Annotated in this window: 7 protein-coding genes and 1 pseudogene; 3 read left to right on the plus strand and 5 right to left on the minus strand. The window is 69.6% G+C overall.

Translation table 11 applies throughout. The features are described 5' to 3' along the window. Nucleotides 1–1,357 (plus strand): tetratricopeptide repeat protein (locus Mterra_RS12770; RefSeq protein WP_147372759.1); only part of this gene is annotated, 1,357 nt, incomplete at its 5' end. 220 nt (nt 1,358–1,577) lie between these two features. On the opposite strand, the gene Mterra_RS12775 is transcribed toward Mterra_RS12770, so the two are convergent. The 4 genes from Mterra_RS12775 to glmS form a co-directional block, all read right to left on the minus strand. After that, nucleotides 1,578–2,744: a carboxypeptidase-like regulatory domain-containing protein gene (locus Mterra_RS12775; protein ID WP_119315534.1), complete on the minus strand. Its 1,167-nt coding sequence runs from the start codon at nt 2,742–2,744 to the stop codon at nt 1,578–1,580. Between the two features lie 23 nt (nt 2,745–2,767). Continuing rightward, on the minus strand, nt 2,768–4,243 hold the full coding sequence (locus Mterra_RS12780) for a hypothetical protein (RefSeq protein WP_119315535.1): 1,476 nt from the start codon (nt 4,241–4,243) through the stop codon (nt 2,768–2,770). Nucleotides 4,244–4,267: 24 nt separating this feature from the next. Further along, on the minus strand, nt 4,268–4,771 hold the full coding sequence (locus Mterra_RS12785) for a cupin domain-containing protein (RefSeq protein ID WP_170159658.1): 504 nt from the start codon (nt 4,769–4,771) through the stop codon (nt 4,268–4,270). A gap of 830 nt (nt 4,772–5,601) precedes the next feature. Beyond that, entirely contained in the window at nt 5,602–7,434 is a 1,833-nt protein-coding gene (gene glmS / locus Mterra_RS12790; RefSeq protein WP_119315537.1) for a glutamine--fructose-6-phosphate transaminase (isomerizing), read from the minus strand. 751 nt (nt 7,435–8,185) lie between these two features. On the opposite strand from glmS, the gene Mterra_RS12795 reads away from it, so the two are divergent. After that, complete coding sequence (locus tag Mterra_RS12795) at nt 8,186–10,900, plus strand: S-layer homology domain-containing protein (RefSeq protein ID WP_170159659.1); 2,715 nt, start codon at nt 8,186–8,188, stop codon at nt 10,898–10,900. Between the two features lie 100 nt (nt 10,901–11,000). Then, nucleotides 11,001–13,004 carry an excinuclease ABC subunit UvrB gene (gene uvrB, locus Mterra_RS12800; RefSeq protein ID WP_119315539.1) on the plus strand — a complete coding sequence of 668 codons (2,004 nt, stop codon included), beginning with the start codon at nt 11,001–11,003 and terminating at the stop codon, nt 13,002–13,004. Nucleotides 13,005–13,207: 203 nt separating this feature from the next. On the opposite strand, the pseudogene Mterra_RS22365 reads toward uvrB, so the two are convergent. After that, nucleotides 13,208–13,786, minus strand: a pseudogene (locus tag Mterra_RS22365) (E3 binding domain-containing protein); the annotation flags it as partial.

The raw sequence follows: 13,786 nt of genomic DNA on the forward strand, positions 1-13,786 counted from the left end.
CCCCCAGGCCCTCAACCTCGCCCGCGCCGCCGCCGTCGCCGGCACCGCCTTCGACCTCCGCCTCGCCGCCGCCGTGCTCGAGCGCCCCCCCCTCGAGCTCGCCGCCGCCCACGCCGAGCTCGAGGCCGCCCAGGTCCTCCGCGGCAGCGCCTTCACCCACGACCTCGTCCACGAGGCCGTCCTCGCCGGCACCCCCCCAGCCGTCCGCCAGGTGCTGCACGGCCGCACCGCCCAGCACCTCGAGGCCGCCGGGGCCAACCCCGCCCTCGTCGGCCAGCACTGGCTCGAGGCGGGCGAGGGCGACAAGGCCGCGCGCTGGCTCATCCAGGCGGCCTTCGAGGCGAGCGCCCTGGGGCTGTACAAGGAGGTCATCGAGCTGCTCGAGCGCGCCAGCGCGGCCGCAGGCTCCCCCGCGCTGCGGCTGGAGGCCCGGGTGCACCTGGCCGACGCGCTGGGCCCGGTGGGCCGGGTGGAGGAGTCGGTGCGCACCGCGCGGGAGGTGCTGGCACAGACCAGCGACCCCCGCCTGCGGCAGCGGGCGCTGAGCGTGCTGCAGAACATGTACCACGGCCTCGGCGACTACGAGGCCGCCTCCGCCGCCATCGCCGAGGCCCTCGAGCTCGCCCTCGAGCTCGGCGAGGAGGACCGCGCCGCCGCCATGCGCTTCGCCCAGGCCCGCATCGCCCGCAGCGCCGGGCGCTACGCGGAGGCCGCCGGACTGCTGGAGTCCATCCTTCCCTTCTACCGCCAAGCCCCCTCCCGCGCCGACCTCATCCAGGTGCTCACGCTGCTGGGCAACACCTACAACCTCGTCGGCCGCCACGCCGAGGCCGAGCCGCTGCTCCACGAGGCCTTCGTCATCCGCGAGCCGGTGGGGCCGGCGGTGCAGATCCTGGCGGTGAGCAGCTGGCTGTACTGCCTGCTGTGCCTGGGCCGCCCCCAGGAGGTGCTGCCGGAGGCCGAGGCCGCGCTCACCCTGGGCGACTACGCCATCGCCGACCACCTGCGCAACAACCTGTCCCTGGCCTACTTGCACCTGGGCCGCCCGGCCGAGGCCCGCGCCCACTGCCAGGTGCTCGCCGAGAAGGCCTTCGACCCCAACTACCGCTGCATGGCCTGGGCCCGCCTGGCCGCGCTGCGCGCCGGGAGCCCCGAAGGCGAGGCCGCCCTCGAGCACGCCCTCCGCCTCCACCCCGAGGCCAAAACCCCCGCCGCCCGCTTCACCCTGATCCAGGCCGCCCTGGCGCACGGCTCCCCCGAACAACAGGCCTGGGCACAGCAGGAACTCCAAACCCTCGACCCCACCACCCTCCCCTGGCTTCTCCAGCCCGACTACCAACGCCTGAAGCACCCATAGAAACCCGACCCCCACACCCCCCCACGTGGTTCGTTGAGGGTCGAGGGTCGAGGGCCAAGGCGCCTCGCGTCTTGCGTTTTGCGTCTCACGTCTTGCGTATTGCGTACGACGTACGACGTAGGACGCACGACCGGCGTCTTGCGTCTGGCGTCTTGCGTTTTGCGTACGACGTACGACGCACGACCCGCGTTCAGCGTTTGGCTATCGGCATCCGGCCCCCTCAACGCCGCCGCAGCCGCACCACCGCCTCCTGCCCCTGGAACACCGCGTCGGTGATGCCCACGAACTCCCCGCCCTCGAAGCGCCCCACCGTGTCGAAGCTCGCGCCGCTCTCCTCGAGCACGGTGGTGAAGTTGGCCCCCGCCGACGGAACCCGCTTGCCCGCGGTCACGCGGCCGATGCGGGCACAGTCGCCGGCGCTGGCGCACTCGTAGAACTCACCGCCCAGCGCCACGTAGCCCTCGCCGTACTCGAGGTCGGTGAAGCCGTAGCGCACTAAGAAGCTCTGGCCGCTCTCGAGGGTCAGGGTGCCCTCCCACACGCCCGCCATGCCGTCGGCCCTCCCGGTGCGGCCGGCCGGGTTCGTGGGGACGGCCCCGCCGCTCACGGGGGCTCCGGCCGCGCCGCCTTTGGCCCAGTAGAGGTAGGCCCGGCCCACCCCGCTGGCGCTGCTGCCCGCGCAGGTCTGGCCCAGCGGCTTGAACTCGAGGGTGGCCTGCGCCCCCAGGCTGCCCTGGCTGCTGCCCAGCCGCACGGGCTTCTTACTGCCGTTCTCGGTAACGGTGGCCGTCACCTTGTACACGCCCACGGGGACGTCGAGCAGGTAGCCTTCGGCGTTGGGCTTGCGGGTGAGGGTCTTGCCGGCGGAGCCGTCGATCAGCGGGCCGGCGGGGGTGAGGGTGAACTCGAGGGGCGCGTTGCGCGCGGGCACGCTCAGCTCGTTCATCACCGCCACGCTGCCGCCGAAGTAGCCCATGTCGGAGTAGGGCTCGACGTCCTCGATGCGGCCCTGGGTGCGCCACACCAGGTCGCGGGTGGCGCCTTTGGCGGGGTTGAGCGGGCTGTAGTCGGCGGGGTCCTTGTGGCCCAGGCGCAGGCAGAAGCGCTCGCCGCGGTACTCCACTTCGTGCCAGCCGTAGACGCGGTAGCCCACGGGGGGCAGGCCGCCGGCGACGTAGTAGCCGTTGGCGTCGGTGCGGGTCTCGTAGAGCCCGGTGGTGACCACCGGCTTGACCCAGATCTTCGCCCCGGCGATGGGCTTGCCGGCGGCGGTGACCGCCCGCCCGACCACCGTGCCGGGTCCGGGCTTGGCGGGGGCGCTGCCCGCGGTGGAGAGCAGGGCCAGCAGGGCGGTGAACAGAAGGGCTAAATTGGCGAAATGCTTCATGGCAATCTCCTTTGAGCTGGGGCTCACTCGCTGTAGCGCAAATTCCAGGTCACGGTGACCTTGGTGTCGAAGCCGAACATGCGGCCCGTCCAGGTCTTGCTGCCCTGGATGGGGCGGCCGGGCTCGAGCTTCCCCGTCACCTCGATCGCGTCGGGCTCGAAGTGGCCGGCGCGCTGCGAGCGGGTGGTGATGCCGCCCTCGGGCGTGTCGCTGAAGGGGTTGCAGGCGCCCTTGTAGAAGTACCACGACTCGTACTCGCCCTTCCAGGCCACGTGGTGCGGCCGGAACTCGAGGACGTAGCCCTCGCCGCCAGGCGTCAGGCTGAGCCTCGCGTCGTCCCGGGCGCTCTCGCCGCCGTCGCGGATGGCGGTCTTGGCCTTCTCAACCTCGGTCTCGTTGGGGCGCATGTCGCTGCAGCGGACCTGCTCGGTGCGGTCGTAGGCGTAGTCGTGGCGGCGGCTGTAGCTGCCGGTGCCCCTGGCCGTGAGCAGCGTGATGTACGGGTCGTCGTGCTCGACCCCCGTCACCTCGTAGGTGTACTGCCCCAGGAATTCGTCGCTGAGCGTCTCGTGCTCGCCGGTGCGGCTGTCGGTGCCCTTGTAGACCACGTCCACCGTGCCGCTCCAGCAGCCCGAAGGGTTGGAACACCCCTCCTCCACGGTGACCTGGGAGACCAGGGTGAAGCGGGGGGACTCCGGCGAGAACTCCTCGACCTCCACCGAGACGGCGACCGGGTTCTGGCCGGGCTTCTTGGCCGGGGCGACGTAGACGGCGGTGCCGTCGGCCTTGCCCCCGGTGGCGCTCACCGTGCCCACCGCGGCGTTGCCGCCCGCCGTGCCGTTGACCGACCAGTCGCGGGCGCTGAGGGCGGCGGGGTCGTAGCCGCACTCGGGCACCATGGGGACGGCGATGCCATCGCCGGCCTCGAGCTCGGGGCTGTAGCAACCCACGACCCGCAGGTCCAGGCTCTGCCCCACCTTGACCTTGGCCTCGCGGGGCAAGATCTGCAGCCCCACCACCGGCGACCAGTCGCTGAAGTGGTCGGTCTGCACCGTGAGGGTGCGGGCGGCCGGGTCCAGGCTCACGGCGCGGTACATCCACCAGACGCCCTCGGCGTCCTGGTAGGCCACGCGCAGCAGCTCGGGCGAGGAGCCCCGCACGGCCTCGTCGGCGTAGGCGAAGGTGAGCCTCACCGGCTTGGCGAATTTCACGCCCTCGGGGCCCAGCCGGAAGGCCCTGCCGCTCCTCCCCGGCGCGTGGTTGGTGACCTCCTGGATGCTCACGGTCTCCTCCTTCGACAGCGCGCCGGGGGGGACCTCGAGCCGCACCCCGCCGTCGGGGAAGGCCAGGCTGCCGCCGGCGGGGCCGATGACCGTGCTCACGGGCGAGCCCACCGGGGTGCCGACGGGGGTAGGGGCGGGCTCGGGCTTGAGGGGGGCCGGCTGGGTGCAGGCGGCCAACAGCAGTAGCGTTGTGGCAATGGCGATCCGAATGCGCATGGTTCCTCCTGGAGCGGCGGCCGTTCAGGCGCCGTGCTTCCGCAGCAATTCCTGCTCCACGCCCCGGCGCTGCGCGTCGGCGGCCGGCCGGCGGAACGCCGGGGGCAGCAGGCCCATGAGCCCGGGGAAGCTGCAAGCGCCCCTCTCGAGCAGCAAGGCCAGGTGCAGCGGGTTCCTGGGCATCGACTTCGCGTCGGTGGGGCCATCGCCGGCCAACCCGTAGGCCACGATCAGGCTCTGCCCGAAGCCGCGGTGGCCGGGCTCGAGCTCGACCCGGGACCGCACCGTCCCGCCGGTGGGGTTGAAGAAGTGGTGCACGGCGCCCGCGTAGGCCGTGGCCCACCCCCCCGGCTGTAGAAACAAGGCTTCGCCCCCGACCCTCACCTCGAGCGTCCCCTGCGGGCTTATGAAGGCCTCGTCGAGGCCGGTGTGGACGTGGGGGGCGAGCCCGGTCTCGAGCACGGTGGGCGAGCCTTTCCCGTCGGTGCGGGCCGGGAAGGTGGCGCGGAGCTCTGGGGCTGCGGTCATAAGGTTCTCCTCCTTACCCCGAAGCCCCCGGGCAGGCCCGGTGCGCTCGGAGATGGCCCTGAGGGTAGGCGGGCGGCTGTGACTGGCCTGTGACTCCTTGGTCCCGCCCCCGGTCATAAACCGGCGCCCTCGAGCCCGCCCGGACCTGAAAGCCGCAGGCGCCCTCCGGGGCACCCGCGGCGCAGGGGGGGGTTACGGGCTCAGCGGCCTCGCCCGCCGCCGGCCCGGCCCCCCATGCCGAAGGGCAGCTTGGCCGGGGGCCTCGAGGCCGGTTGGTGCGCAGGAAATGGGGGGCGGGGGTGTGGGCTCATGCTTCGACCTTCCTTTGCCACGACGAGGGTAGACCCGACCCCGTGACACGGCTGTGACACCCCCAAAAGCGCGCCCCTGCTGAAGCCGTTCTTGCGGGTGACGCCGGCCTCGAGGCCGGCGCCGGGCCCCTGGGTCACCGGCAGCCTCCCGGCCGACAGGCAGGTGGCGTGCGGCGCGTAGCTTGTCGAGGGCTAGGGCCAAGGCGTCTTGCGTTTGGCGTTTTGCGTTTCGCGTTTTGCGTGATGCGTACGACGTACGACCTTGCGTTTAGCGCCGATCCCCGGCGACGACCCACGCCCGGCCAAGCCAAGCCCGTCAACGTGAGCCTAGAACCCGGCGGGGCGCGCAGGGCGAGGGGGTGGCCCGCAAGACCTACGCCCGCGACGCCGAGTTCGGCCCCGCCGGGTTCAGCGAGCTCACCGCCCTCGAGCTGGTGTACGCGCCCCAGCGGTAAACCCCTCCCAAACTTCGAGGCCCGGCGCTCTTGCCGGGCCTCGAGCTTTTCCCCTGGCCGCGCCCTACTCCACCGTCACGCTCTTGGCGAGGTTGCGCGGCTGGTCCACGTCGCGGCCCAGCAGCACCGCGGTCTCGTAGGCCAGCAGTTGCAGCGGCACCACGCTCACCACCGGGGCCAGCAGGTGGTGGGTGCGGGGCACGTAGATCACGTCCTGGGCGAAGCGCCGCGCCTCGCTATCGCCCTCGGTAGCCACCGCGATCACCCGCCCGCCCCGCGCCCGCACCTCCTGGATGTTGGAGAGGGTCTTCTCGTAGAAGGGGCTGTCGGTGGTGAGCACCACCACCGGCAGGCGCTCGTCGATGAGGGCGATGGGCCCGTGCTTCATCTCGCCCGCCGGGTAGGCCTCGGCGTGGATGTAGCTGATCTCCTTGAGCTTCAGCGCCCCCTCGTAGGCGGTGGGGGCCTGGATGTGGCGGCCCAGGAAGAGGTAGTCAGCGGCCTGGTGGTACTTCTCGGCGATGTGCGCGACGTGGGCGCGCTGCTCGAGGGCCTGTTCCACCAGCCGGGGCAGCTTGCGCAGCTCGCCCAGGAACTCCTTGGCGTCGGCCTCGGCCAGGGTGCCCCGGGCGCGGCCCAGCCACACCGCCAGCATCGCCATCGCGCCCAGCATCGCCATGTAGGCCTTGGTGGAGGCCACCCCGATCTCGGGCCCGGCGTGGATGTAGAGCGTGTCGTCAACCTCGCGGGTGATGCTGCTGCCCTTGGCGTTGATGACGCCCAGCGTGCCCGCCCCCTTGCGCTTGGCCTCGCGCAGGGCCTCGAGTGTGTCGATGGTCTCCCCCGACTGGCTGATGGCGACGGCCAGGGTCCGCCCGTCCACCACCGGGTCGCGGTAGCGGTACTCGCTCGCCACGTCGATCTCCACGGGGATGCGGGCCAGGCTCTCGATGAGGTACTTGCCCACCCAGCCCGCGTAGTAGGCGGTCCCGCAGGCGATGACGTGGACGCGGTCGTAGCGGGCGGGGTCTAAGTTCAGGTCCAGCTCGACGTTGGCGTGCTCCTCGTGCAGGCGGCCGCCCAGGGTGTTCTCCAGCACCCGCGGCTGCTCGTAGATCTCCTTGAGCATGTAGTGGGGGTGCCCGCCCTTCTCGGCGGCCTCGAGGCTCCAGTCCACCTCCACCACCTCGCGCTCCACCGGGTTGCCCCGCAGGTCGGTCACCTCGACCCCCGCCCGGCTCACCACCGCCATGTCGCCGTCGTGCAGGAAGATCACCCGGCGGGTGTAGGGCAGCAGCGCGGGCACGTCGGAGGCCACGAAGCTCTCCCCCTCCCCCAGCCCGATCACCAGCGGACTCACCGTGCGGGCCACCACGATCTCCTCGTGGTCCTGGTGCGCCACCACCAGCGCGTAGGCCCCGTAGACCTCCTGCAGCACCCGCCGCACCGCCTCGACCAGCCGCCCGGGGCTGTCCGCGAGCGCGTCGTACTTCTCCTCGATCAGGTGGGCCAGCACCTCGGAGTCGGTCTCGGAGGTGAAGCGGTGGCCCCGCGCCAGCAGGCCCTCCTTCAGCGGCAGGTAGTTCTCGATGATGCCGTTGTGGATCACCGCGATCTGGCCGTCCTCGGTGGTGTGGGGGTGGGCGTTGGGGTCGTTGGGCGCCCCGTGGGTGGCCCAGCGGGTGTGCCCGATGCCGAAGTGGCCCGGCAACTGCTCGTCCTTGAGCACCTCCCCCAGCACCGAGAGCTTGCCCGCCTTCTTCAGCACCTCGAGGCGCCCCCCCACCTTCACCGCGACCCCGGCCGAGTCGTAGCCCCGGTACTCCAGGCGCTTCAAGCCCTCCATCAACACGTCGGTGGCGTTCCTAAAGCCCACGTATCCCACGATTCCGCACATAGTTCCTCACTGCACAGCGCCAAGGGGCGCTGCTTCCGGCATTGCCCTGCAGAATTCCTCGAGCCGGCCCCCGAAGGGCCAACCCGGCCGATCCGGGCCCAGGGCACGGTGCCCCGGCCCGCCGCAATGGTTTTTCTCACCGTTTTCCGGCCCTGCGCCCGGTTTGTCCACCCCTCGCGGTGGTGGCTTTGCCTGGCGCTTGCTGGGGCTCAGGCCCCAGACGGGAGGGAGGGGTCGCTCCCTGGTGGCATCCGCGGAATCTTTCGCTCTTTACCGGCTCGAGACCGAGCTCGCTCTCATGCCGGATATGCCCCTGCAGACGGCCTTCGTCGCAGTATGGGCTCCACCGCCGCGTAAGGTAGGGCTAATTTTTACCGAGTTCAATCTTAGCCATCTACCCCCTGCGCTCCCCGTACCCTTTTGACCCTTCCTCCTTTCCGCAGCTACGTCTGCGACCGAATTTTCCAGGCTTTAACCCGGCGTTAGGGCCAGGTCAGGCCCGAAGTGCAGTATAGCTTAAGTTTTTTCGGCCCCAGGGCGTGAAAAAACTTGACATTCATGGGGCTACGTCGGTATGATGCCGCCGGATGTGCAAGGTGAGAAGTACCTTAGCCCGGTGAGGGTCAGGGCTCACCTGCAGTCTTGGGAAGCGGGAGGGAGTTCGGACGAGAGAGGAAACACGGCAACTCGCCTCATACGCACCCCCGCCCCCGCGACCCACGTTCCAGCCCCGCAAGGGGTGAGGAGGCTTATGAGGAAGAAGCTAGTCATCATGTTGGCCGGTCTCCTGACCGTGCTCTCCATGGGCTTCGGCGCAGCTCAGTTCTCCGACGTTCCCGCCGGACACTGGGCTCAAGAAGCCGTGGAGGCCATCACGGGCCGGGGGATCATCGTCGGTTTCCCCGATGGCACCTTCCGGGGCAACGAGAACCTGACCCGCTATCAGGCCGCCCTGATCATCTACCGCCTCCTGCAGCAGCTCGAGGCCGAGAAGGGCACCGGCCCCGCCACCGACGCGGTTCAGGGCATGACCGATGAGGAAAAAGCCGCGCTGCAGAACGCCATCCAGGAACTGGCCGCCGAGCTGGCCGCCCTGGGCGTTCGCGTCTCGGCCCTCGAGGACAACGCCGCCACCAAGGATGACGTCGCCGCCCTCCAGGCTCAGCTCGACGAGCTCAAGGCGGGCATGGCCCCCGCCGATGCTGGCGCGGGCGCGCTCGACCAGCAGGCCCTGCAGGACCTGGCCGACCGCGTGGAAGCTGCCTCCGTGGCCGCCGACACCGCCCTGGCCCAGTCGCAGGAACTCGGCGAGCGGCTCGACGCCGTCGAAGGCGACCTGGCTGCCCTCAGGAGCGAGATCGAGGCTGGCTCCGACAGCATCTCGGCTCTCAACGAGCTCGCGGTGCTGCTGAACCAGGACGTGCTGTCCCTCCAGGACCGCGTGACCGCGATCGAGAAGGCCATCGCCGACATCCAGGGCCAGGAAGGCCCCGACCTGACCCAGTTCGCCACCCTGGAAGACGTCGCCGCCCTCCAGGAGTTCGCCTCGGCCCTGCGCACCGACCTCGTCGCCCTCTCCGAGAAGGTGAGCGCGCTCGAGACCAGCGTTGCTGGCATCGACAAGCGCGTCGCCGCGCTCGAGGCCAACCGCTTCACCATGAGCGGCAGCCTCAGCGTGCGCTACGGCTACCGTTCCACCGTTCCCGGCGGCTCTAACTTCGACAGCACCCGCGCGATCGACACCATCTTTGACGACGATACCGGCGGGGTGGATGCCCCTGACTTCAGCACCAGCGCTGACACCCGCCTCGATACCCGCGCCAACTTCACTGTCCGCAAGGCCATCACTGGCAGCGGGCTTGAGGTCAGCGAGGCCACCGTCACCCTGCGCTGGTTCTTCGGCGGCGACATCTACGCCGACGACGACACCCTGCGCCTCCACGCCTTCAACCTGAAGGGCGCGGTCGACGGGCAAGACTTCACCTTCCGCTACGACCGCAACAACCTCTTCAAGTTCACCGAGTACGTCTTCGACAACAACAACCCCGACACCGGTGTTGGGCTGGGCCGGGGCGTTCTGGGCACCTTCAACCTCAGCAAGGGCTTCCTCAGCCCCACCGTGACCGTTGCTGCTGGCAGCACCAGCATTGACGGCACCGCCGGCACCAACGACTACTGGGGCATCCGCACCGTCATCAAGCCCTTCGGCGTCAACCTCGGGGTCAACTACGCCCAGAGCAACGTGCGTAACCTCGCCACCCCCGGGCTCCAGGTGTTCGGCGTCGATGCTAACACTAAGCTCTTCGGCTTGGTCGATCTCTCCACCGAGTACGCCATTCAGTCCTCGGTGAGCAACGGCTTCGACTTCACCGACCCCGACGGCGCCGGCCCTGCTCTTGCCGATCCCCAGATCTTCTACGTCAAGGCGGGCGTGGGCATTGGCCCGATCACCCTCAACGCCAACTACCGCGCCACTGATCCTAACTGGAACGGCATCAGCAATAACGGCAATGACCGTCCCTTCAGCCTTGGCCAGCGTGGTTTTGGTGTGGATGTGAGCGCGACCTTGGGCTTCCTGCGCCTGGGTGGCTACTTCGACAGCCGCACCAACTTCTACGAGGACCCCGGCACCGACCAGAGGGCCTTCGGGGCCAACGTCGGCGCCAACCTCTTCGCCGGCCTATCGCTCAACGCCTACTACAACAACACCACCCTGGCGGGCGTCACCCAGTACGCTGGGGCTGACTACGACAGCGCCACCGGCAAGTTTGGCACTAACTTCGGCGTGAAGGTGGGGGCTAAGGACCTTATCCTCACGGGCCTCGAGCTCGGCTTCGAGTACCGCTCCAGCGCTTCCAACGGCGGGGCTCTCGGTGACTTCTCCGACCTCATCTTCGCCGCCAAGGCGCCGCTGAACCTCGCCGGCTTCAGCATCACCCCCAACGTGCGCTACCACAGCTTCGGCAGCAACGTCGGTGGCACCGAGAGCTACAGCACCCTTAAGTACGGCGTCCAGCTCACCACCCCGACTCTCAACCTCTTCATCATCAACCCCAGCCTCGAGGTCGGCTACGCCGCCCGTACTACCACCCCTGCGACCAGCCCGGTGGTTTCTGAGTCCCGCTGGAGCGTGGGCGTAAAGCTTGCCGACTTCCTCCTGCCTAAGGGCACCTTCGGCGTGGCCTACGCCAGCTACACTGGCAACAACGTGACCAGCATGATCGTTGGTACTGACGACAAGCTGTACGACAACGGCAATGATCGTCTGTACTCCACCCCTGGCACGGACTACGGCCCGGTAGCCTTCGGCAGCACGGCGGTGGGCACCCTGACCGGCATCTACCTCAACTACACCTACTACGGTCTGGGTCTCTACTACGGCTCCTTCGTGCTCGACCTTGACAACAACGGCACGGCGGACAGCACCGGCTACGGCTTCCGCGTCTCCTACACCTTCAGCTTCTAAGCCCGGCTGAGGCAAAGTCCCCACCTTCGGGTGGGGATTTTTACTTGGGATTGTGTTCTGATGTAGACAGAATCACTTTCTTTGGGGTAGACTCGAGGCTATGTTCCGTTACCAGGGACCCGAAGCGAAAGGCGACCAGCCGAAGGCTATTAAGGGGCTGGTGGAGGCACTGGAAGACGGCGAACGCTACATCACCCTGCTGGGGGCGACGGGGACCGGCAAGACGGTGACGATGGCGCAGACCATCGCGGCCATCAACCGGCCTGCGCTGGTGCTCGCGCCCAACAAGGTGCTGGCGGCCCAGCTCGCCAGCGAGTTCCGCGAGCTCTTCCCCGAGAACGCGGTGGAGTATTTCATCAGCTACTACGACTACTACCAGCCCGAGGCCTACGTGCCGGGGCGCGACCTGTTCATCGAGAAGGACGCGGCGGTCAACCCCGAGATCGAGCGGCTGCGCCACTCGACGACCCATAGCCTGCTGACCCGGCGCGACGTGATCGTGGTGGCCTCGGTCTCGGCCATCTACGGCCTGGGCTCGCCCGAGGACTACCGGCACATGAGCTTCGTGATGCAGGTGGGCGAGCGCTGGCCGCGCGACGTGCTGATCGAGCGGCTGGTGGATTTGCAGTACGAGCGCGGCGATTTGCAGCTCGAGGCCGGCAAGTTCCGGGCCAAGGGGGAGGTGATCGAGGTCTGGCCGGCCTACGGCACCGAGCCCGTCCGTGTCGAGCTCTTCGGCGAGGAGGTCGAGCGCATCAGCGTGATGCACCCGGTGAGCGGCGAGCGCATCCGGGACCTGCCCGGCGTGGTGCTGGTGGGGGCTACCCACTACGCCACCCCCGAGTGGCGGCTCAAGGAGGCCATCCCCAAGATCCGGGCCGAGCTCGAGCAGCGCCTGACGGAGCTGGAGGAGCAGGGCCAGATCCTCTACGCCCAGCGGCTCAAGGAGCGCACCCTCTACGACCTGGAGATGCTCGAGGTCATGGGCACCTGCCCCGGCATCGAGAACTACAGCCGCTTCCTCAGCGGCAAGGCGCCCGGCGAGCCGCCCTACACCCTGCTCGACTACTTCCCCAAGGACTACGTCGCCTTCCTCGACGAGTCGCACGTGACGGTGCCGCAGCTTCGGGGGATGTACAACGGCGACTACATGCGCAAGAAGACGCTGGTGGACTACGGCTTCCGGCTGCCCTCGGCCCTGGACAACCGCCCGCTGCGCTTCCCCGAGTTCCAGGAGCGGGTGGGGCAGCTGGTGTTCGTCTCGGCCACGCCCGGGCCCTTCGAGCTGGAGAACAGCGGCCGGGTGGTCGAGCAGATCATCCGGCCTACCGGGCTCTTGGACCCCAAGGTCACGGTGCGGCCGGCTCAGGGCCAGATCGAAGACCTCATGGGTGCGATCAAGGTGCGCGCCCAGCGCAAGGAGCGGGTGCTGGTCACGGTGCTCACCGTGCGGATGGCCGAGGAGCTCACCGCCTACCTCACCGAGCACGGCATCAAGGCCCGCTACCTGCACCACGAGCTCGACGCCTTCGAGCGCCAGGCGTTGCTGCGCGACCTGCGGCTGGGCCATTTCGACGTGCTGGTAGGCATCAACCTGCTGCGCGAGGGCTTAGACCTGCCCGAGGTGAGCCTGGTGGCGATCCTCGACGCCGACAAGACCGGCTTCCTGCGCAGCGAGCGCTCGCTGATCCAGACCATCGGCCGTGCGGCGCGCAACGCCCAGGGCGAGGTTTACCTCTACGCCGAGACGGTGAGCGAGGCCATGCAGGCCGCCATCGACGAGACCAACCGCCGCCGCGCCCTGCAGGAGGCCTACAACGCCGAGCACGGCATCACCCCCCAGACCGTGCAAAAGACCGTGCGCAAGGTGATCCGGCCCGACGACTACGAGGAGGCGGCGGCCGAGGCGCTGCTCGAGGACCCCGACGCGCTCGCCGAGGCGCTGGGGCAGCTCGAGCTCGAGATGTGGAAGGCCTCGGAAGAGCTCGACTTCGAGCGGGCCATGGAGCTCCGCGACCGGATCCGCGCCCTCGAGGCCCGCATGAAGGGCCTGCCGGAGCCCACCACGGCAGGCAAGAACCGGCGCGGCAGGCGGCGGAGGTAGGAAGACGGGCGTGTGGCCCGTGGCGTGTGGCGTGTGGCGTGTGGTGAAAAGAACCCCCCTCCCCGCGCGTGGGGAGGCTTTATCCCCCCAGCCCCCCTTGCTAAGGGGGGTGAAGAAAGGGCGTTCGGCGTTGGGCGTACGACCGGCCCCCAGTGCCCGGCGTTCGGCTATCAGCTATCGGCGTTGAGTGTACACCCCCCGGCTCACGCCAGCAGGATGGGGCGCTCGAGGTAGTAGCCCACGCGCTCGAGCAGGGCACTGGCCTTGGCGGCGGCGAGGCTGCCGCTGTAGGAGAGCAGGGCCTGGCCCTCGCTGGGCTGGGAGAGGGCGAGCACCTCGGCGCCGGGGAACACCACCACGTCGCCGCCCTCGAGCGCCAGGATCACCAGGCCGTCGGCGGCGTCGCGGGCGGCGGCCAGGTTTTCCAGGGTGCCGCGCAGGGTGTGGGCGGGGGCCACGCGGTAGCCCTTGAGGCTGTCGCCCTCGAGCTCGCCCTTGAGGGGCTCGTGGGTGAGCTCGAGGTCGGCGAGGGCCTTGTCGGCGGCGCGGTAGAGCAGGGCGGCAAGGCCCACCTCCTGGCGCCAGGCCTCGCTCAGGGTCGCGGCAGCGTCGTGGGCGGCGGCCAGGCTGACCAGCCGCTGGCGGAGCTGGACTCGAGCCGCCACAGGGGCCGGGGCGGGCGCCACGACGGGCTCGGCTTCGGCCACCGGGGCCGCGGCCACGGCGGGCTGGGCCGCGGGCTCGAAGCTCGGCAGGGGGGGCAGGTCGGGCATGGCCGCGGG

This window comes from Calidithermus terrae (genome assembly GCF_003574345.1).
In the GTDB taxonomy this organism is placed as follows: Bacteria; Deinococcota; Deinococci; order Deinococcales; family Thermaceae; genus Calidithermus; species Calidithermus chliarophilus.

Coding starts and splice junctions, on each gene's coding strand:
- Mterra_RS12775 (WP_119315534.1), bottom strand. CDS start 2,744: ATGAAGCATTTCGCCAATTTAGCCCTTCTGTTCACCGCCCTGCTGGCC.
- Mterra_RS12780 (WP_119315535.1), bottom strand. CDS start 4,243: ATGCGCATTCGGATCGCCATTGCCACAACGCTACTGCTGTTGGCCGCC.
- Mterra_RS12785 (WP_170159658.1), bottom strand. CDS start 4,771: ATGACCGCAGCCCCAGAGCTCCGCGCCACCTTCCCGGCCCGCACCGAC.
- glmS (WP_119315537.1), bottom strand. CDS start 7,434: ATGTGCGGAATCGTGGGATACGTGGGCTTTAGGAACGCCACCGACGTG.
- Mterra_RS12795 (WP_170159659.1), top strand. CDS start 8,186: ATGAGGAAGAAGCTAGTCATCATGTTGGCCGGTCTCCTGACCGTGCTC.
- uvrB (WP_119315539.1), top strand. CDS start 11,001: ATGTTCCGTTACCAGGGACCCGAAGCGAAAGGCGACCAGCCGAAGGCT.